The organism is Niabella aquatica (assembly GCF_054779315.1).
The window spans coordinates 65,675-84,678 of record NZ_BAAGYM010000039.1; the positions used below are offsets into that span (position 1 = coordinate 65,675).

Genomic DNA, 19,004 nt, shown 5'->3' on the forward strand with positions numbered 1-19,004 from the left:
AATATAGTAATGAATAAATCAGCAGATCAGCAAATGAAAGCTCCGGTTAAAGTTTCGTCCATCACCGCGCTGCACCGGTTTTTGAGGTTGAAGAAACCGTCTAATCCATTGATCAGCGTATTCAATTTTGACGAAGTACAGTTGGAGCCCGGAACCGTTCTCAGTTCGGTTCCGACAGATTTTTACGTGGTTGCTTTGAAAAAAGATTGTGCAGGCGGCAAATGCAAATACGGGCAGCAATATTATGATTTTGATGAAGGCATTATGTACTTCATCGCTCCGCACCAGGTGCTGCAGTTTGAAGATGTATTGCTGAACGGTGTGAAAGGATTTGTACTGGTGGTGCATCCCGATTTTTTGCAGGGCTATGCGTTAGCTTCCAATGTCAAAAATTACGGCTATTTCTCTTATACAAGTAATGAAGCCTTGTGGCTTTCAGAAAAGGAAGAAAAATCCATAATGGATATTATCAGAAACGTAAGCCGGGAAATAGATGCCAATATGGATGCTTTTACGCAGGACTTTGCGTATCATGTAGGTTTTGAGCATCCGCAGTCATTCCACCGTTTATTCAAAAGCAGGACTGCTGTATCTGCACTAAAATTTAGGACATCGTTTAATTAATTATTCATTTGCCTCAGTAATGAAAAGAAAAAATAAGATTTAATATAATAATTTAAAATATTATAAACACAATATATCCTCCACGCCATTTACTTATTCGATACAATTTTTAAAAATCGTCAACATGCTCTCTTCACTTATTAGTAGGAATAAATGAAAAATAGTTGAGTGCTGTAATGACCAGTACCGGAACATAAACAATCCTCATTTTAACACTCAATTCCATTCTGATATTTGCTTACTGTGTAATATATTTCAATTGATAAAACTACCTAAACCAGCTTCCTGACTTAAACCTTGTATGTGCCTCTTCCATAGACACTAACAGTAACCTGTTTTTGGTACTCCTTGCCTCTGTTGTTGATGAAGGTTGGCGCATATGCCACATACAAACACCAACAACGGCCAAGCAAACGAAATGCTCAATCAACCTTTATACCGTAGTTTCAGATACCCCCGAATAGATAATTTTAATAAAAGCCAATTCATATAATTTTGTCATACATGCGATTTTGAAAATCACTAAGTTTGTGTACTTTGATAGTATCTAACTAAAACGGACTAAACATTAGCAAGAGGCATAAAGTATTTTCAACAAACCTCACAGATTAATTTTTTAAAAAAAATAAAACCGAAATAAATATGGGAAAATACACACTATTATACAAACTCTCTTTACATCCAGGATGTTACAGGGCTGCAGGTGCAGGATGCACAAAATGATAATTTGCACTCACATATATGGTTAAGATCGAAAAACAAATGAAAGGATGAAAAATACAACCTTTAAAAAAAGAAATCAATCTAAATAAGCATAAGTATGAGAAAAAATATTGTAGCATTGTCTTTTCTATATATAGGCAGCTTATGTCAGGCCCAATCAAATATTTTCGAAAGTAATGGCGACATAGGTATTGGAACAATGCCAACACAAAAACTAACTGTAAGCGGAAATATCAATATATTAAATCCAACCGGAGGTCATTATTTGGGCTTTGGAAATATTGGTAATAATGAATATAATACAATTGGGAGTATGTATTCTGCTGCAGGTTTGGCATTAGCCCATGGCTTGAAACCAAGCAACAGTACAAATAAGATGGTTTATAGTTATCCTGCTATGTCGCGTAGCGCTATTATAATGGGAAGTGGGTTTATTGAAGGAGGTATTAAATTTTATACAAAGTCATATTCAGGAGAAGCGGTAGGTGCAGAATTTAGCGAGAGTCCCCGCATGATCATTGCTGATAATGGAAATGTTGGCATTGGTGTAAGTGATCCGACAACCAAGTTAGAAACGGCTGGAGCACTCACGATTAATCCGGGTTTGTCGGATTATAATTATTTATTGTTTAGAAATAATGGTACCAGTATCGGCATCATTGGTTCAAACAAGAGTATATATGGAAATAATGAATCTAATTTTGGTTTATATGTATATGGGAATAATAGTATGGAATTCTCTACAAATAACTCAAAACGATTGATCATCGATGGTTCTGGTGGTGTAGCCATTGGCACAACTTCTGTGCCAATTGGCTATAAATTAGCTGTATCCGGTAAAGTAATAGCCGATGAGATAAAGATCAAACCCAATGCTTCCGGCTGGCCTGATTATGTATTTAAACCAGGTTATATAGTACGTTCTTTGGAAGAAACGGAGAAATTCATTAAACACTATCAGCACCTGCCTGAAATACCTTCTGCTGAACAGGTAGCCAAAGACGGGGTTGAATTAGGAAATGGTCAGGCTATTTTGATTAAAAAAATAGAAGAAATGACTTTATACTTAATAAATATTAATAAGCGTGTGAAACAATTGGAAACGGAAAACAAGGAGTTGAAAAGACAGCTGAAACGAAAGCAATATGATAAACATAGATAAAGATGCCGGTAGCTTTTCAGCAGGCGTTAAACCTCCAATGCCCAGGTAGAAAGTCGATATAACGGTTTTACATTCTATCCCCCACTTCTATCACAAATCTTTTCCCCATAACCGTAACCGCCAATTCATGGTCATCAATTTTCAGTACTTTGGTTTTTTCATCCAGCATATCGGAAACACTTACTACCATCGACCTGCCGTTATAGGTTATTAAAGCGGTTTTCTTTTTAGTAGTGGGGTTATAGATATATCCGTTGTATTTAATTGCAGGAGGCTGGGTTACAACCGGCGGAGATGTATAAGTTTGCATTGCTGCGAAATTTTCAGGATGATCGGTACCGGCAGGCAGTAGCGTATCTTCTGCTGTCTCTTCAAAGATATTCTCATTAGCAAACGGATCGGGATAAACGATATTCAATAAATAATAGCTAGTATCCGCATTAATTTTTGTAGTTGACTTAAAAGCAACTACAGGCACAACCGTTTCATCACCAGACAAACCGGCGATGACTTTATAAATGATCATACCCCAGATCAGAACGACCAGGCCAATGAGCACATATTTAGTATTTAGATTGTTTTTCAAAATTAAAGTTTCGGTATTTAAAATTACCCCTTATTATAAATATTATGAGCATCGCGCTTTTTTAATTCATATAAAGTAAGTCTCTTGCTCCTAAATAACCTTCCCTTACTCCATACGCTTCACAGCAACAGGGCTATTCCTGTATCGTCAAGGTGCGGGGCTGGCTGTAAGGGCTCATTGAGTATTCATTCATTGCCCTTACGCGCCACTGGTATTGCCTGCCTTCCCAGAGCGTAACCTGTACCAGGTTATCAGCAGTAATGGTATCAGCTACTAAAATAACAATCGAATCAAAACGCGGCGATACAATTTGTAGCTGATAATTTGCTAGCGGACCCACATGCTCCCAGGCAAAATTTTGTGACGTATCTCCCGTAACCACACTATCCGAAGGAGCTACTAAAACAATAGCTGCTTTACTTAAATCCTGCTCAAACACTTCTTCACAGCCACCGAGTATGAGCATACCTAACAGCAAGCAGGTTATTATAATATAAAATCGCTGCATCATCTTTTTTAATTTTAACAGCCAAGGCACTTATTGCCTGATCACATTTTGTATATATAGCGTACAATATAATTCCCCTGCCTTATCACCGGAGCTTTTTGCTTTTTTAAAATCTACCGATGCTATCCGGCATATTTTATCTACCTGTTCTAATTTATAGATCATCTGAAGTATTGTATTAAAATCACCCTCAACCGTAACCAGCCGCGTCCATACATTTTGCCTGCTTGTTCCCAGGGGCTTGTACTCGTTAAAATTAATCCCCAACTCATCGCAGATTATATTTATTGTGGCAAGCACATGAGCATCCATCACAGCGCTATCCAATATATATTGTTTTTTCCATGCATTGATAGCATTCAGCTTGGTATCATAAATAGCCAGGCTATCCTGCCTGCTACCAGCTTGCCGGGTGAGCAGCTGGTTTTTATTATAAGCTGTAATAGTATTAAACGTTTTTTTAAAAGCCAGAAAATAACATATCAGAAATACAGGTAAAGCTGACCACATCAGCAGCTGCCATTTGCTCCTGTAATCATTTTTTTGTAATATATAAAAATATTTATCCATCTGTACTACATTCAATTGCTTGTACTCACCGTTATTTCTATCGTAAAAATTGCCGCTTTGATTTCTGACTTATAAAAATAGCTTTTTATAGCCACGGCCGCTACACCGGTTATGTTTTTTACCGACCTGCTAAAAGTTTCCAATTCCGTTGGATCTATGGACGTTCCTGAAACCAGTATTTTATCCGTAGTAAAAATATAATCATTTACACCTATGCTTTCTTGTAATGGCGCGGTTTGCATATTACTTAAACTAACAGAAGCCGGAACCAACGCTGCTATTCTATCTATATAATACCCGTGCCTGGAAGTCTTGTTCCATCCCGAACGCATGAAGAAATTGTAGGAAGAATCCAACTGCCGGTTTGCATCTGAGCTATTATCCATTTGAGCAGCCAGCAGGTCATTAGCCTGTACCAACTCTTTATTTTTATTAAAATAGTGATTAAATACAAAAAAATTAACCAGCAATAAACTCAAAGTTGTTATCAGTATTGCCCAGCCGGTAAACTGAAAAAGTTTAAAGTATACATAATCCTTCTGCAGGTAATTAATTTCGGTAGTTCTGATATCGCTGTGCAACCTGTCTGCAGGTTTTGAAAGCAGGCCCAGCGCAGCACCCAGGGCTAATACCTTATTTGTATTATATAATGCGCCCCCAATTTCAATTTCCTTATATACTGCAGCCGAATCATCTTCCGGTTTTACTGATACTACTTTTTTTTCATTGATATCCAGCCGTAACATTGGCGTTATCAGGTCAGTACTCCATTTGTGCATGAAGGGAAGCAGGATATTGACAGGATTAGAACCCAATGTTAAGGCCACCAGCCTCACTCCTGCCCCATTCAATTCTTTAACAGTATCCTCCACAAATGATTTACGTGCGATGAATATGACATTATCATCTCCTTCTATATCGTGTATGGTATATACAAAATCCTGCGGGTTGGCACCCGGAAACAATGTGCTGATCATACTATCCGTAGCCTTACCGGAATTGGTACGCATCAAAATCCCCTTACCATTTAAAGTAGCTGCTACAGGAATATTTTTAGGTAATTTACTTTTCAGATCCTTTACAGAATGGATGCGATCAAAACTACTTACTTTTTGCACCTCGCTCTTTGCCGCTTTAATCTGCACGCCGGATATGGTCATTTTTCCATCATTCAGAAAATGAATATCAATGCCAATGGCCTGGCGAATGGTGATAATATTATTTCGGATATACCGGATCACAATTGCTAATTATAAATGATAGTAGGCCTTATAAATACAATAGAAACAACTTTTGTGTTACGATTGGTTCGGGAGCTGAATATCCATTTCAATACGGGTATCCGGCTTAAAAAGGGTATACCGGATGAACTTTCTCCTTTCTCCGATCTTTCAATACCACCCAGCAGCACCATATCATCATTTTTTACACGTATGGTGGAGTTAAACTTACTCGTAGCGGTTGGCGGAGGCGTTTTAATATCCGTCTGCGCTGTAAAATTCGTAATGTCCATTTCCATATTTAAGGTTACATCCTCATCTGCTGAAACAAACGGTCTTATATTAAGAGAAAGATTAGCTTCTACCGGGTAAAACTGCTGTGTGGTGATCGTTGTAGGAGATAAAGACCCCAGTGTGTTCTGCGTGGAAACGGCATAATAGCGGGTACTCCCAATGCTTAAATTGGCCGCATGGCCATTTAGCGTGGACAATTTGGGAGTTTGCCTCGTTTCCACATTTTCAAGCTGTTCCATCGCACGCAGGTTTACATAAAACTCCGGCGTCACACGGCCCAGGTTGAACACATTGTTTAACCCGACCTGGTCAATAAAACGGTTAATGCTGCGTGAGCTAAGCGTAAAATTGAGACCATTTAAAATAGTACCTCCAACCGGGATGGAATCACCCGGTACTCTTACACCCGCTTTTACACCCGCTTCGGTTGTACGTCCTTTGGTAACATCCATAATAATTACTTCAATCGTAATCATAGGTACTTTACGGTCGATCTGCTTTACCAGCGTTTCTATTTTATTAATCTGAGGTTCCGGTCCCGTTACTAGAAAGGCATTTAACTCATTAAATTCTTTTATCACTACATCTTTCTTCATATCATCGGGTAAAAAATAGCCCAGCGAATCCACACTGCGATGATGTAATTGCACCAGGCGCTGGCTGCGGATGCCTTCAAAATTTTTTTCCCCGATCATATAGACTCCGTTATCACTGGTAAACGAGTAAGGAGTGCCAAGCAGCACTTTATGCAATGCCTGGGAATAAGTAAGGCTACGGGCTTCTGCTGTTACATTCCCATGCAGTTCTGCATAGATAAAATAAGCCACACCTGCCTGTTCCGAAAGGCTTTTAACTAAATCTTTTAAAGGTGTATTTACCGCGCTGATATTTAATAGCCGCTCATTACCCACCTGCTCTGCATCTACCGAAAGCCGGGCAGGTATATTGCTATTACTTCCCTGGTGCAGAGAACGGGCTATAGTGTAGTTGGCGTTGTTCCTGTTTTGGTTTTTTGTAACAAATTCTTCATTATCTGCCAAAGACTCCAGCACATAGGTACGTTCATCTGTTTTTGTGAATTTCAAACGGTGGCTCCAGCTCATTTGTTCAATGGCGTCACCGGGTGGCACGTCTTTAACATATAATGTAACCAGCTTATTTATGGCATTAGGCAACACCACAATATTTATACCGCTTAACCGGGTTATTTTTTTAGCAACATCCTGTAAAGTATCATTTTTTAGATCAAGGGTAATCAGTCCATCAGATGCATGGTAAGTAATCAGGATATCCTTGGGTGGCGGGGGCAAATCCAGCTTAGGATCCCGGTAATTGCGTACATTAATGATGCTACCATAAAAATCATAATCCAGGTTATATTGTTGTGCTATAAAATAAAGTACATCCATCACCGGGATGCCGGAAAAATGATTGGTCATTTTCTGCTGCACGTCAGGGGCAATGTTAATATTGAGCTTGTAAGATTGAGCGAGCCCACGCATAAAATCGGCAATAGGTACAGCCGCCACATTCATTTCTATTTTCTGGTTAAGGCCGGGAAGATCAGACGCAAGATTATTGAGTCGGTATCGGATATTGCTTAAACGGTCTGTGCCCTGTCCACATACTCCTATCGTTAAACCGCACAGCAGCACAGTCAGCCATAGTTGTTCTTTCCATAAGGTTGGGACAGTAATTTTACTCATCTTATTGTTAGTTAAACTCAAGAAGCAGCAAATATAACTCCAGTTATACCAGGGCTTGCAATGGCATAAAGGTAATGGAAAGATCGCTAAATCGAAAGCAAGAAATTTGCTGGGTGTATAACATTTTTACAATAGTACGGATCACTCTATAATGCGAGAAAGTGAATATTCTCCTTTAGAGAGGAGACAACCGCAGGCCGGTCCAGAGGGCGCTCCCAAGGAGTTTTTCTAACCAACAAGAGATATGCGGTCTTCAAGAATGTCAGGTGCCCATTTGTTTTATTGAATAATGTCAATGAATGATCACAAAGTGAATCAGTTATCACAACGAATAGTTGTCGGTACGCCTCTGTGAACTATCAGCCGCTCCAATATTCTTATTACGCGTAATGAGGGCAGCGATGTGTTTACTTCAATAGCTAGAGACTCCCTGTTAAAATCGTATATACCATTGAGCAAGCGATATCTGCGCCCATCCACAAAACCATCACTCATGAAGTCGATACTCCATACCTGATTGGGCCCTGTAGGGACATCCAGGAATGACCTTTATTCCAAAGCCGGTAACAACATTGCCAAAAGCCCATCGCAACATATTTTGTAGTCAGATCCGTTAATGCATTTTGTAGCGCTGTGTCATCCTTAAGTTTTGCTTGATACTGATAGCTGGTTCGGGATCAACTGATCAGTTTACACGCCTTGCGGGTACTTAGCTGTCCATCTATCGTCAGACATTCAACAGCTTCCCTTTTCTCCTGAGACGTTAGAACTTTTTTCTATCAAAATCTTCATTGCACGATTCTCCAAACTCATCTCCGCGAACATCTTTTTTAACTCGGTATTTTCCTTCTCCAGTTCGCACATCCTGGTCACATCTTTTACTTCCATACCTCCATACTTCGCTTTCCAGTTATAAAAGGTCGCATCGCTGATACCTATCTCACGACAGATATCCTTAACTGCTATGCCACCTTCCTGCTTCTTGATTGCTGCCACGATCTGGCTCTCTGTAAATTTCCTTTTCATTGCTATTTAAAATTTAAAGTTAACAAACTCACTCCGTGTTAACTCTAACTGCGATGGCCGGATTTATGGGGAGCTTACAGTCTAAGCTGTTCCTTTTTTGTTTGTAATTTTGCTTAATATCCTTTTTGGTGTATAAATTCCTACAAATATGACTTTGGGAGAAAGCTTAACACAGGTTAGAAAAAGAAAAAATCTCTCACAGGCAGATGTGGGTAAAAAGATCGGTATCAATGGCGATGCCTACGGCCGCTACGAACGTAACGAAGTAAAACCCACCATTGAAATGGCGGTAAAAATCGCACAGGCCCTCGAAGTGTCCGTAGACTATCTCGTGGGCAAAACAACATTACAACTCGATAAACAGGCCCTTAAACGACTCGAAGATATCAGCAAGCTACCCGAAGAAAATAAAAATTTTGTCCTTAACCTTATCGATATGGCGCTGCGCGACTTTAAAGTAAAAAAAGCGCACGCATCGTAAAAGCAAAAAAGGAACTCAAAGACGAGTTCCTTTTTTGCCTTTAGTTTTTAGTGCTAATAGAAAAATTAAAAAAAATGTTACTGTAAGATGATTACCCTTATACCTTAAAGCAGACTGTTTTCTCTTTTGCTCTATATATTACTTTTGCAAATTTTATAATTACCATCTCCCTCAAAATAATCTTCTATATTAGACATTAACCTTACATCTTTTATGATGTCATTAAAGATAAATATATCATATTCATTATGCGCATTATCTTTTTTGCAGAGCGGGCATTCATCCGAATCCAGAATCCCGTAGACCTTTACTTCAGTTAAGTGCGGCTCACCAATATCATTCCCCCCCCATTGAATTGTGTCTCCAATTTTATAAAGTTTCATCCAAGTGTCCCCAAACTTAAACTGAATTCGACCCATATAACTATTCGAGCATTCCGAACATTTCACATCTTTACAAATAATATTATAAGCGCCCATCATCAATATTTTAATCCGGGTATCCCGAATGTTTGCATAAAATTCATCATTCGCTTGTCATTGGTCAAAATAGAAGCACCGTTGTTTATTGCTCCGCCAATTATACTTGCATCATTTTGCCCAAGTTTTCTACCAACACCTTCCGCAGCTTTTTGCAATCCTTTTACTTGAGACGCTGAAGCGCCGTTCTTACTAACCGTAGCACCTATCTCGCTCATAAATGCTTTGAGCTCACCTTTGTTACCTTTTGCTAAAAATTCTTTTGCTGCGGTATAAGAAATAATAGGTTGCTTACTTCCTATGGCGTTAACAACAGCCTCTTTTCCTCCGCCTTCTACTGCAGCAATAAGAGCATTGTTATCTAAGCTTATCTTCTTAACCTCACCTTGTACCAATGATTTTTCCATTGCTACAGCTCCCATTTTCAATACGCCTCCAGCTCCTATCTTAAATTCGGGAGTTAAAAACAACATAACACCCTCGGTTGCTGTAGTAATTCTTGGCTTTTGTTCTGAAAAATCACTACTAAAACTTTTGCCAGTTACAAACTCGGTTGCCTTAACGAGTGGATTTAACTCTGTATTAAAATAGTTTGTGGCTTCGACAAAAATATCCCCACTTGCTATATAATCTACTAAATTCGATTTATTGTTCCATACATCCTGGAACCTAATCGACTCTAGTCCTTCCAACTCCAGATGAGCCGTTACTTTATTTTCACTGAACGCGTAAGTACTATTGTGCACATAATCTTCACTCAGAGGATCCACTTCTATAAATCTCCCTATCTGCGGGTCGTGATTACGGTATTTAAACTGTACCCAGTTTAAATCTAAATCCTCATCTATCTGCTGGTCCTGGAAGGTCTTCTCCTTATTGTGTAGATTACCCGTTTGCCTGGTGCTTATTCCTCTTTGCGTCAAGCCAAATGGATAATAATGGGTTTCCTCTAATACTGTTCCATCATCAGCCAGCATCATCCGTACATTCCCTAAATGATCTTAGTCTACACGTTTTTTAGTAGCTTTCCCGTTGCTTCTAAAGACCTACTTTGTCAGGATAATAAAAATCAAAGAACTTCCTACCCACAAGATAAAACATTTTTCAATGTTCCATTATTATTGCTGTAAAAAAACCGGCTATTAAGCCGGGTAAATGTTTCGTTGTTCAAAGTTGAGTAACGCCTCCATCAGGCTGTTACCGCTGGCGATGACAAGGGGGCCGTAGTCCTTTAAAAAATTGGCTTCATCAGCTTCTCTGACTTTTACAATACGATAATCATTGTCATTTGCGTTTTCGTTGATTGGATAAGTGATGTAATACTTCATAAAAGATACTTTTAAAAGAAAAAAGGAAAAAAAAGAAAGCCTCTTTATTTGTGCAGCGATGGCAAAAGCCAAAAGGAAACGGAATAAATGATGGCTTTGCAGACCGACCTTGGCAAGGCCGCAGGCGTATCCCGGGAGATTATCGGTAAGTATGAACGTAATGAAAACCTGCCCTCCATTGAGATGGTGGCTAAAATGGCTAAAGCCTTTGGCGTAACGGTGGATTTTCTAATCGGCGAAGGGGAAAACGCTTCTTATGACAAAGAAACGGCGGAACGTATCAACGATATACAAAAAATGGATGCCGATACCAAAAATGTCCTGTTCAACGTCATTGATACCTACATCCAAAACTTTAAAACTAAACAGGCTTTCAGGTAAAAAAAATTATCTCCTATTACCTGCAAACTATTTAAAATCCATCCCGATATTCAAGGCTTTCTTTTTGTTTTCAAATTCACTTAAACTCAATGGCCCGGTTACATGGCTTTGCAAAATACTGTCGCAATTAGCCTTTGCACAATCTGCACCTTCAATATTAAAGTCTTTGCTGATAATGTAATAGTTTTCTTTGTTGTCTTTTATCTGTAACGTTTTTGCTATTACCCATTTTTTATTGGATGTGGCTTCTTCTACATATTCGGCATATTTGCCATTAACCATATTCCTTTCTGCACTTGGAACAACATAAATACCACTCACACAAGCTCCGCCACTTTGGCTCGTGCAATAAGCAATAACCCTATCCTCTTTTCTATCTCCCTCCCATAATGAAAGATGGCTTCCTAACTGATGGTTTCCCCATATATCACTCCACCAATTACAAGAAGTAGTGAAAAGTGCAAACAAGACAATAATAACGTAAAATATATAATGGTTCACTTGTCGCATAAAGGTTGCTTTAATGGAATAAAAACCCTCTTATCAATTCTTATAAAAATTTCTATCATTATGGTCGTAATTGACCGATGCCATAATAGAAGGTTTTGAATCCGTGAGTGTCATTCAAACCTTCCGACCACCTTTCATAATTGATAAGCCCCTTCCTCCAAATACTTCCTCCTTTGTTCCAATCATAATCGGTCGCATCATCATTTACAATTTTAACACTACCGGCATTGTTCAATAATGTAATATTTACACGCCCCAGGGCATAAACCGTAGATGCCAGAGTATAGTTGGTTTGAGCTGCAGCAAAATTTCCAGGGGTATTTAAATTTATTGGAGAAGATTTACCTACTCCGTTTACAAAAAGTTTAGTAGTGATATTTCCAAAATCAAGTTTGGAAGCGTCTATGTAAAGCATATTATCAGGTGTAGGATTTTGTAATGCTCCGGGATGAGATTTTGCCCAGTCTATTCCCTCCCGGATTGTAACAAAGCCGTCATAATCCGGTCGGTTAGGCAGGCTATTGTAATGATTATAGAAATCATAATAGTTATTCCAATCGGGTATTGCTTTATAGTATTCCGCACCTCCATTCGGAGCCAAATCTTTTTTCACTGCATCAGCATGAGCCATCCCTTGTGTAAAGTCCTCTTTATTCATTATAATAGGCGCACCCTGTAATCCCCTGTCATCCGTACCTAAGAAATTCCCCTCTCTATCGTAAATAGGATTGTCAAACGCTCCTGTGGGGTCAACTCTACTGATGGGGTTGTTTTGTACAAAACCATACGGTGATACCCATTCTCTTTTATCCGCTAATGGGTCAACAACATGCCATCTACCTATCTGCGGATCGTAAAATCTCGCCCCAAAATCAAATTGCGTCAACTCTCTTTGCAACTCTTTACTCTGGTACAGATAATTATTAGGTACTGCCTTGTAGATTTCTATCGGTAAACCAAATGGATAGTAATCCGCCTGTTGCAGCACCGTTCCCGCTTCATTTACTACAACCCGCGTGTTACCTAAATGATCCGCCAGGAAAAACTCATAAGTATAAGTTCCCGCACTATTACGTGCTATCCCTACCTCTGTATGTAAAAGATCTATTGCTGTGCCAACATACTCAATGCCATCTATATACTGCCGTGTTTCACTTACTGTCTGCTTTGTCAGCTTACTGCCACCTGCATCGTAGGTATAATTTAGTGTGCCAACCGGCGTGCCCGTTACTTGTTTAGGCAAATTTAACTCATTGTATTGGATATTCAAGGTACCATCACTAATCATGCTGCCATTGCTGTTGTAAGTGTAGCTTCTGCTATAGCCGCCGCTTACGCTTTGCAGTTGGTTACCGCTGCAGGAGTAACCCAGTGTTCCCAACCCCGGCATACCTGTTGGCCCCTGGCGGGTTAGGTTTTGTATATTACCCATCTTATCATAGCTCATCGTTTCATTATAACTTTCATCGCTAATGCCACTTAATAGCCGGTTGGCACGGTCGTAAGTGTAATTGTAACTGTGGCTTTGCCCGTTGGTATTCCATAATTGTTGCCCAATATTTCCGTTGTATTGGGCATAGGAACCGGAGGCATCATCATATTTTAACTGCTGCGTAAGTAACCCGGAGCTTTGCTCCTTTATCCATCCTACGATGACGCCGAAAACCTTGCTGGGCATCCGGCGAGGAAATAGTCCTTACGGTTTTTTATTTCCCCAAATATTTAATAAAATGAAAATTAGCACAAACGACACCAATGAAATGGCAAATAAGATATTGCAAAGAGTTTTAAGCCCCCTATATTTAGATGAAACAGCTTTCTTGTAAAACCAAAAAATGTCTTTTGATGTTGTAATACCAGAAATATCTAAATCCGATCCATGTTGTTTTGCTATATAGTAGTGAAGATATGCCTTCGGGACAAAACTAGTTACAAAAACAATTCCTACAACTTTTAAAAAAATGAAATCCATAAATCAATATTTATTTGGTATAGTTTCTTGAGTAATTAACGGAACAGAAAATCCAGCTCTATATCCTACACCAACATGATGAAATCGACTTGCTTCAAATTTCAATTCAGATTTACTATATCCATTGGAGTTATTTGAAAACTCAATAGTGAACCCATAAAAAGAAAAACTTCTTTTATTAATTGTATTAACCTGTCCATTAGCTAATGTCTCTTTTGACAGCTCCTTTGCTATACCAAAATTTTGTGCACTTAAAGAAAAGCCCCCTAATTTCTCTGTTGTTACTCCTGTTGATAGATTCTTTCCTAAAAAGGTAAATTCACTAGATGTTTTTGAAGGGTCATTCCAATTCAATTTCCCTTCCCATCCCACTAAACCTAATTCACCACCACTTGCATCCAACCCTCCTGTCATATCTTGAACAGAGCTTAAACCCATACCTAAGCCTGCTATTATAGAAGCATTAAATTCCACTCCAGAAAGTACACTTGAAGTAAATGTTCCGTTACCTGTTGTTATTGATGTGCCGCCTTGAGTTGTTACAGTTGCCCCATTCCCATAAATTTGACCGTTTGAGGTTACAGAGCCATTAGAATTTAAAGAATAACTGGCCGCAACTCCAACCGATTTACCTCCTTGGTACTCCACGGAATTAATTGTGAGGGAAGCTCCTCTATGTTCATACCCCGCAATATTACCAGTGCTATTAAACCACCGATAGTTCCCATCTTTATCTTTATACCAATCCATTGGCGCCATTCCATCGGGATCGATAAACCGTATAGGATTATCAAAGGCATAATTATAAACACTATGCCTGCGCATCTGCTCGCTCAATGGATCCACTACATGCCACCTCCCAATCACAGGGTCATAAAACCTGGCGCCGTAATCATACTGCCCTCCATAGGTACCACCTAACTCCTGCTGCTGCTCCTTGCCATTGTACAGGTAACGGTTCAACGTACTGGTCTGGTTAAAGGTCATCCCAAACGGATAATAATCCGTCTGTTGTAACACTGTACTCGCTTCGTTTACTACAACCCGCGTGTTCCCTAAATGGTCGGTAAGGAAAAACTCGTATGTATAAGTGCCCGCATTATTGCGTACTATACCTGCCTCTGTATGTAAAAGATCTATGGTGGTACCAATATACTCTATACCATCAACATACTGCCGGGTTTCGCTTACTGTGCTTTTAGTGAGCTAGCAACAGATCATATTTTTAATATTAATTATTTAGCAAATATTCGTTTGCCCATCTTGCTAGAGTATCAGGATAAGGAAGGTTATGTTTCTCAAAGTCATCGGGTAGAATAAGTACTTCCAAAAGACCTGACCGAGGAGAATATATCGCAGGAAAAGTTGCACCAATAAGTCTTTTCCATTTGTGTGTAGGTACGGTGCTGCCTGTAGATATACGATACTGCCTGTGATTATAAGCAAATTCACATGTCAAGGTATTTACACTTTTCAGGCCAAAATTATAGTCAACGATCCTCACAGAAACGAAAACGCCTTCTTCGTTTAATTTTGATTTATTATGAGACACATATAACATTAGTCCTATAAATACGAACAGAATAATAAGTAAGAATATTTTACTTGCTTTATCCATTGTTTTTTAATTACTTTTTATTTGTCAAAGGTAGAGCCAATTAGGCCCTGACTAACGGCACCTTGCATATTACCATAAATAGTCTGGAATAAAAAAGGAGCTTCCATCATACCCCCAGTCACATTTCCACCCCAATCCAATACTGTATTTACAAAGATAGAACGATAATTAGCTTTCTGTGATCCTATACCTATATATCCATCTTGCATGTTCGTAGCACCAAAATTACCAATTATTGCTGAGGATAAGGCCCCCTGCGATGGGAATACGCCAGCGGCGAGCACTGATGTTAAGTTAATATTCTTCAGATTATTCGAACCGAATCCATACGACTGAAGACCTGAGATATATTGAGTGCCCAAATTTACACTCATGGAAACACCTCTCTGAGCTAGTGTACCTGCCCCCGCTGAAGCAATGATTGCTGGGGAGGAAACAGCTATTACCGGACTAGCCAATAAGCCACCTGCAACCGTTAAAGACATGGTTCTATAGTCCTTCTCAGCACGATAATGACGCTCAAAGAATTGCCAATCTTGTTCTGTTATGCCTTTCGTTGTCCATGTATTCCAAGGGGATCCTCCATTCAGACGTTGCTGAACATATAAATCTTTAGTTTGGATTTGCCATTTCGTACGAAGCGAGGAATAAGATATGTTACCCGAACCATTTGCTCCTTTCCTGCCTTTGTTCGAAACAACAACCTCATCCAATGTAGCCACATCATAACGTCCTTTTTTACCATCAATAATAGTATCCTTAAATTCCCGTCCATCAGGATCAATGAATCTGATAGGGCTATTATTGGCGTAATTATATGGTGTTAGCCAATAGAAGTTATCAGTCATTGGATCCACCACATGCCATCTGCCAATCACCGGATCATAGAATCTGGCCCCATAATCGTATTGGTTCAGTTCCTCCTGTTTTTCTTTACCGTTGTACTTGTATTTATTTGGCACAGCCTGGCTGCGTGCTATATCCAACCCAAAAGGCATATAGTCCTGCTGCTGTAGCACAGTCCCTGAACTGTTGTGCACTATCCTTGTATTTCCTAAATGATCGGTAAGGAAAAACTCATAAGTATAAACACCGCTATTATTACGCGCTATCCCTGCCTCTGTATGTAAAAGATCTATTGCGACGCCCACATATTCTATACCATCAATGTACTGCCGGGTTTCGCTCACTGTTTGCTTGGTAAGTTTACCGCCACCCGCATTGTAAGTATAGGCTACTGTACCTACCGGAGTACCCGTTACCTGCTTAGGCAAATTTAACTCATTATATTGGATATTCAAGGTGCCATCACTAATCATGCTGCCATTGCTGTTGTAAGTGTAGCTTTTGTTGTAGCCGCCACTTATTGTTTGTAATTGGTTGCCGTTGTAATTGTACGCCAAAGTACCCAACCCCGGTATGCCGGTTGTACCCTGCCGGGTAAGGTTTTGGATATTACCCATCTTGTCATAGCTCATCGTTTCGTTATAGTTCTCATCGCTAATGCCGGAGAGTAAGCGGTTAGCATGGTCATAACTGTAATTGTAGCTGTGGCTTTGCCCGTTGGTGGCCCACAACTGCTGCCCTATGTTGCCATTATATTGAGGCTCTCCTCCGGAATCATCATATTTCAGCTCCATACTAAATAAACCGGAGCTTTGGCTTTTGAGCCACCCTCTTGGGTTATAGGCATAGCTCGTAGTTTGCCCTCCCGCTGTCTTTGTTTCCAGCTGCCCTACGGCATTATAGCTATAAGCAGTGGTTACCGGCGGCTGGCTGTTGATGGTTTCCGTACTTTGGGTTTTACGGCCCGCATGGTCGTACTGGAATGTATTGTTAACGGTTAAAGCCAGGCTGCCGTCTTTATAATGCTGCCTTGTGGCAGCGGTTACTTCACCCACAAAGTTATAAGTATTGCTAATGATATCCACCCCGCCTAACTGGTGCTGCTTTACCACTTTGCTTACCCTGGCTTTATCATCAGTATAATAAGTGGCTGTAAATAAATAGCTGCCCGTTCCTAAAATATTGGTAGCCGTTACCGTAGGCAGGCTCCTGGTGCGCAGGCTTTCGTTGGCTGTGCCATTGGGCTGCGTAAACCAACCTGGATAAGGATTGAGCGTTGTGTTAAGAATATTGTAATCATCGTAATAGTTGACCGTAAATATTTTAGTTCCTGTGGCGGGTAAGGTGGCATTGGTATAGCCCATCGTATTGGGGTCGGCATTGTAAGTCTCATAAAGCTCTGTCGCGCCGGTGGGTTTTAGTGTAGCGTTTACCGCGTTTTGTAAATTTACCCTGCCTGAAGTATCGGCTACTTCCCCGGTTATGATCACCCTGCCTAAAGCATCGTATTTTATAAAGCTCCATACGCCCCGGCCGCGCTGCTCGGCATTGCTGGTAAAAACAGGCCGGTCAGAAGGATTGTACACCGTATATTCCCAGCCTTTGCCGGGTACCTTTTTTTCTACCAGTCTGCGCCTGCCATCGTAATGGTAGGCGTAGACGTAGTTTTCAAAGTTGGTATCGGCTTCGGTAAAGCTGGTGATACTTTCGAGTGCAGGCGGTATTACATAGGCCAGTTGGTTAAAGTCATCATAGATGTACTGCGTAACCATGTAACTGGGGTTGGAGGTATCGCCGCCATCCTGCACTTTTTTGCATACTACTAATCCCGCTTTGTCCTTGTATTCTATCACCCGGTTGCGGTGCTCGTCCCAGGTTACATTTTTAAAAAGCCGCCCTGCTTCATAATAACCGGGGCTGCTGGCGCCCCTGTCGGGGTTGCCGGAACTTTGCCCTGATACTATATGTGCCGTAAAGTTTTCTCCTGAAGAAGCAGTAAAGCCATCGGTAAATGTAATGCTTTGGGTGGCTTTGTACTCCGTGGTGCCCGCCGTATGGCTGCTGTAGCTGGCATTAGCCTGTACCCCATTGCTCCCGGCATTATGCTCTTCGCCATATACATTCCATAACCTTATCGCATCGGCTGCAGTGTTGATCTCATAACCCGTACGGATCGTATGGTTGTTGCCTATGGCCCAGCTGGCGCCGGGCGCTGCAGCTTCCAAAGGCCGGTTGAGCGGCGAAGCCTCGAACAGGGTTTGGGAAAAGGGATTAGGAATGATTGGTATTGATACGGTTGGCGGCGTGGCATAAAAAGAGGATTGCTCCGCAAGCGCAGCAGGCCTATAGATTCCATTGGTTCCTGCCGCGGCATAAGGCAGATAGGTTTTGTCCTGACGGCCAAAGGCATCATAAACAATGGGGGTAATAATATCTTTTCCATCAGGGGATGGGGATGCATTGACGCTTATGTTTTGCACGGGGCGGCCAAGGCCGTCAAAGTATTCTACTGTAATCTGCTCTTCTGACGAATTATAGTTTATTGTACTTTTAGCTATACTCGGCGAGCTTTTCTTTATATAGTTTTTTGCTGTGGGGTAAATAGCTGCTGATAGAGGATTAAATGTAAGAGAACAAACTATTGCAGGAACATTACCCTGTGGGTTAGTTACATAATAACGATATGCTCCGCCATCTAAAGTCCAATTAGTCACTCCTACTGATGGGGTTGCCGAATAGGGAGATATTTTAAAGAGCATAACAGTTCCTGCCGTACAATTCAGTGTTATGTTAACATTCGTCGTTTCCGTTAGCGTGAATCCAATACATATATTGCCGGGATTACCGAAGATATACTCAGATTTCACTCCGACCGGTACCGTACCGATAGAATGTGTTGTCGGCGGTTGGGCTGTTGCCGTACTTAAGAACGATATGCTTGCCAATAGTAGTAGTATCTTATTCATAGCC

Annotated in this window: 19 protein-coding genes and 1 pseudogene; 4 read left to right on the forward strand and 16 right to left on the reverse strand. The window is 40.4% G+C overall.

Translation table 11 applies throughout. The features are described from left to right. The first annotated feature begins 9 nt into the window (after positions 1-9). Positions 10-624, forward strand: coding sequence for a helix-turn-helix transcriptional regulator (locus tag ACYVBM_RS22275; protein WP_460687909.1), 615 nt, complete (start codon positions 10-12; stop codon positions 622-624). Positions 625-1,444: 820 nt separating this feature from the next. Further along, positions 1,445-2,509 (forward strand): hypothetical protein, encoded by a 1,065-nt coding sequence (locus ACYVBM_RS22280; protein WP_460687910.1) that lies wholly within the window; start codon positions 1,445-1,447, stop codon positions 2,507-2,509. A 67-nt stretch (positions 2,510-2,576) separates the two neighbouring features. Here ACYVBM_RS22280 and ACYVBM_RS22285 read toward each other — a convergent pair whose 3' ends face one another. From ACYVBM_RS22285 to ACYVBM_RS22315, 7 genes and pseudogenes are all read right to left on the reverse strand, one after another. After that, positions 2,577-3,095, reverse strand: coding sequence for a hypothetical protein (locus ACYVBM_RS22285; protein WP_460687911.1), 519 nt, complete (start codon positions 3,093-3,095; stop codon positions 2,577-2,579). Positions 3,096-3,228: 133 nt separating this feature from the next. Beyond that, positions 3,229-3,606 carry a hypothetical protein gene (locus ACYVBM_RS22290; protein ID WP_460687912.1) on the reverse strand — a complete coding sequence of 126 codons (378 nt, stop codon included), beginning with the start codon at positions 3,604-3,606 and terminating at the stop codon, positions 3,229-3,231. A 27-nt stretch (positions 3,607-3,633) separates the two neighbouring features. Then, positions 3,634-4,173, reverse strand: a complete 540-nt coding sequence (locus ACYVBM_RS22295; protein ID WP_460687913.1) for a hypothetical protein — start codon at positions 4,171-4,173, stop codon at positions 3,634-3,636. An 11-nt stretch (positions 4,174-4,184) separates the two neighbouring features. Beyond that, positions 4,185-5,414: a hypothetical protein gene (locus ACYVBM_RS22300; protein WP_460687914.1), complete on the reverse strand. Its 1,230-nt coding sequence runs from the start codon at positions 5,412-5,414 to the stop codon at positions 4,185-4,187. A gap of 5 nt (positions 5,415-5,419) precedes the next feature. Further along, positions 5,420-7,393: a type II secretion system protein GspD gene (locus tag ACYVBM_RS22305; protein WP_460687915.1), complete on the reverse strand. Its 1,974-nt coding sequence runs from the start codon at positions 7,391-7,393 to the stop codon at positions 5,420-5,422. A gap of 318 nt (positions 7,394-7,711) precedes the next feature. Continuing rightward, a pseudogene (locus ACYVBM_RS22310) lies at positions 7,712-7,933 on the reverse strand (DDE-type integrase/transposase/recombinase); the annotation flags it as partial. A gap of 195 nt (positions 7,934-8,128) precedes the next feature. Beyond that, entirely contained in the window at positions 8,129-8,419 is a 291-nt protein-coding gene (locus ACYVBM_RS22315) for a transposase (protein ID WP_460687916.1), read from the reverse strand. A gap of 148 nt (positions 8,420-8,567) precedes the next feature. Here ACYVBM_RS22315 and ACYVBM_RS22320 point away from each other — a divergent pair, with 148 nt between their 5' ends. After that, positions 8,568-8,900 carry a helix-turn-helix domain-containing protein gene (locus tag ACYVBM_RS22320; protein ID WP_460687917.1) on the forward strand — a complete coding sequence of 111 codons (333 nt, stop codon included), beginning with the start codon at positions 8,568-8,570 and terminating at the stop codon, positions 8,898-8,900. 131 nt (positions 8,901-9,031) lie between these two features. Here ACYVBM_RS22320 and ACYVBM_RS22325 read toward each other — a convergent pair whose 3' ends face one another. The 3 genes from ACYVBM_RS22325 to ACYVBM_RS22335 form a co-directional block, all read right to left on the reverse strand. After that, positions 9,032-9,283 carry a hypothetical protein gene (locus tag ACYVBM_RS22325; RefSeq protein ID WP_460687918.1) on the reverse strand — a complete coding sequence of 84 codons (252 nt, stop codon included), beginning with the start codon at positions 9,281-9,283 and terminating at the stop codon, positions 9,032-9,034. Positions 9,284-9,381: 98 nt separating this feature from the next. Further along, a complete protein-coding gene (locus tag ACYVBM_RS22330) occupies positions 9,382-10,359 on the reverse strand; it encodes an RHS repeat domain-containing protein (protein WP_460687919.1) in 978 nt (325 codons plus the stop codon). Between the two features lie 162 nt (positions 10,360-10,521). Then, positions 10,522-10,707 (reverse strand): hypothetical protein, encoded by a 186-nt coding sequence (locus tag ACYVBM_RS22335; RefSeq protein ID WP_460687920.1) that lies wholly within the window; start codon positions 10,705-10,707, stop codon positions 10,522-10,524. An 87-nt stretch (positions 10,708-10,794) separates the two neighbouring features. On the opposite strand from ACYVBM_RS22335, the gene ACYVBM_RS22340 reads away from it, so the two are divergent. After that, a complete protein-coding gene (locus ACYVBM_RS22340) occupies positions 10,795-11,088 on the forward strand; it encodes a helix-turn-helix domain-containing protein (RefSeq protein ID WP_460687921.1) in 294 nt (97 codons plus the stop codon). A 27-nt stretch (positions 11,089-11,115) separates the two neighbouring features. Here ACYVBM_RS22340 and ACYVBM_RS22345 read toward each other — a convergent pair whose 3' ends face one another. The 6 genes from ACYVBM_RS22345 to ACYVBM_RS22370 form a co-directional block, all read right to left on the reverse strand. Next, positions 11,116-11,598, reverse strand: a complete 483-nt coding sequence (locus ACYVBM_RS22345; protein WP_460687922.1) for a hypothetical protein — start codon at positions 11,596-11,598, stop codon at positions 11,116-11,118. Positions 11,599-11,656: 58 nt separating this feature from the next. Beyond that, complete coding sequence (locus ACYVBM_RS22350; RefSeq protein ID WP_460687923.1) at positions 11,657-13,276, reverse strand: RHS repeat domain-containing protein; 1,620 nt, start codon at positions 13,274-13,276, stop codon at positions 11,657-11,659. 18 nt (positions 13,277-13,294) lie between these two features. Further along, a complete protein-coding gene (locus ACYVBM_RS22355; protein WP_460687924.1) occupies positions 13,295-13,570 on the reverse strand; it encodes a hypothetical protein in 276 nt (91 codons plus the stop codon). A 3-nt stretch (positions 13,571-13,573) separates the two neighbouring features. Next, the gene (locus ACYVBM_RS22360; protein ID WP_460687925.1) at positions 13,574-14,590 is read right to left on the reverse strand and encodes an RHS repeat-associated core domain-containing protein; all 1,017 of its coding nucleotides are present in this window, start codon (positions 14,588-14,590) and stop codon (positions 13,574-13,576) included. 211 nt (positions 14,591-14,801) lie between these two features. After that, positions 14,802-15,188, reverse strand: a complete 387-nt coding sequence (locus tag ACYVBM_RS22365) for a hypothetical protein (protein WP_460687926.1) — start codon at positions 15,186-15,188, stop codon at positions 14,802-14,804. 17 nt (positions 15,189-15,205) lie between these two features. Next, entirely contained in the window at positions 15,206-19,000 is a 3,795-nt protein-coding gene (locus ACYVBM_RS22370) for a DUF6443 domain-containing protein (protein WP_460687927.1), read from the reverse strand. Positions 19,001-19,004: the final 4 nt, after the last annotated feature.

Bases quoted from the DNA above. Each gene is read 5' to 3' on its own strand.
- ACYVBM_RS22325 (WP_460687918.1), bottom strand. From the start codon at position 9,283: ATGAAACTTTATAAAATTGGAGACACAATTCAATGGGGGGGGAATGAT.
- ACYVBM_RS22320 (WP_460687917.1), top strand. From the start codon at position 8,568: ATGACTTTGGGAGAAAGCTTAACACAGGTTAGAAAAAGAAAAAATCTC.
- ACYVBM_RS22295 (WP_460687913.1), bottom strand. From the start codon at position 4,173: ATGGATAAATATTTTTATATATTACAAAAAAATGATTACAGGAGCAAA.
- ACYVBM_RS22345 (WP_460687922.1), bottom strand. From the start codon at position 11,598: ATGCGACAAGTGAACCATTATATATTTTACGTTATTATTGTCTTGTTT.
- ACYVBM_RS22335 (WP_460687920.1), bottom strand. From the start codon at position 10,707: ATGAAGTATTACATCACTTATCCAATCAACGAAAACGCAAATGACAAT.
- ACYVBM_RS22355 (WP_460687924.1), bottom strand. From the start codon at position 13,570: ATGGATTTCATTTTTTTAAAAGTTGTAGGAATTGTTTTTGTAACTAGT.
- ACYVBM_RS22330 (WP_460687919.1), bottom strand. From the start codon at position 10,359: ATGATGCTGGCTGATGATGGAACAGTATTAGAGGAAACCCATTATTAT.
- ACYVBM_RS22370 (WP_460687927.1), bottom strand. From the start codon at position 19,000: ATGAATAAGATACTACTACTATTGGCAAGCATATCGTTCTTAAGTACG.
- ACYVBM_RS22305 (WP_460687915.1), bottom strand. From the start codon at position 7,393: ATGAGTAAAATTACTGTCCCAACCTTATGGAAAGAACAACTATGGCTG.
- ACYVBM_RS22340 (WP_460687921.1), top strand. From the start codon at position 10,795: ATGATGGCTTTGCAGACCGACCTTGGCAAGGCCGCAGGCGTATCCCGG.
- ACYVBM_RS22350 (WP_460687923.1), bottom strand. From the start codon at position 13,276: ATGCCCAGCAAGGTTTTCGGCGTCATCGTAGGATGGATAAAGGAGCAA.
- ACYVBM_RS22315 (WP_460687916.1), bottom strand. From the start codon at position 8,419: ATGAAAAGGAAATTTACAGAGAGCCAGATCGTGGCAGCAATCAAGAAG.
- ACYVBM_RS22275 (WP_460687909.1), top strand. From the start codon at position 10: ATGAATAAATCAGCAGATCAGCAAATGAAAGCTCCGGTTAAAGTTTCG.
- ACYVBM_RS22365 (WP_460687926.1), bottom strand. From the start codon at position 15,188: ATGGATAAAGCAAGTAAAATATTCTTACTTATTATTCTGTTCGTATTT.
- ACYVBM_RS22280 (WP_460687910.1), top strand. From the start codon at position 1,445: ATGAGAAAAAATATTGTAGCATTGTCTTTTCTATATATAGGCAGCTTA.
- ACYVBM_RS22290 (WP_460687912.1), bottom strand. From the start codon at position 3,606: ATGATGCAGCGATTTTATATTATAATAACCTGCTTGCTGTTAGGTATG.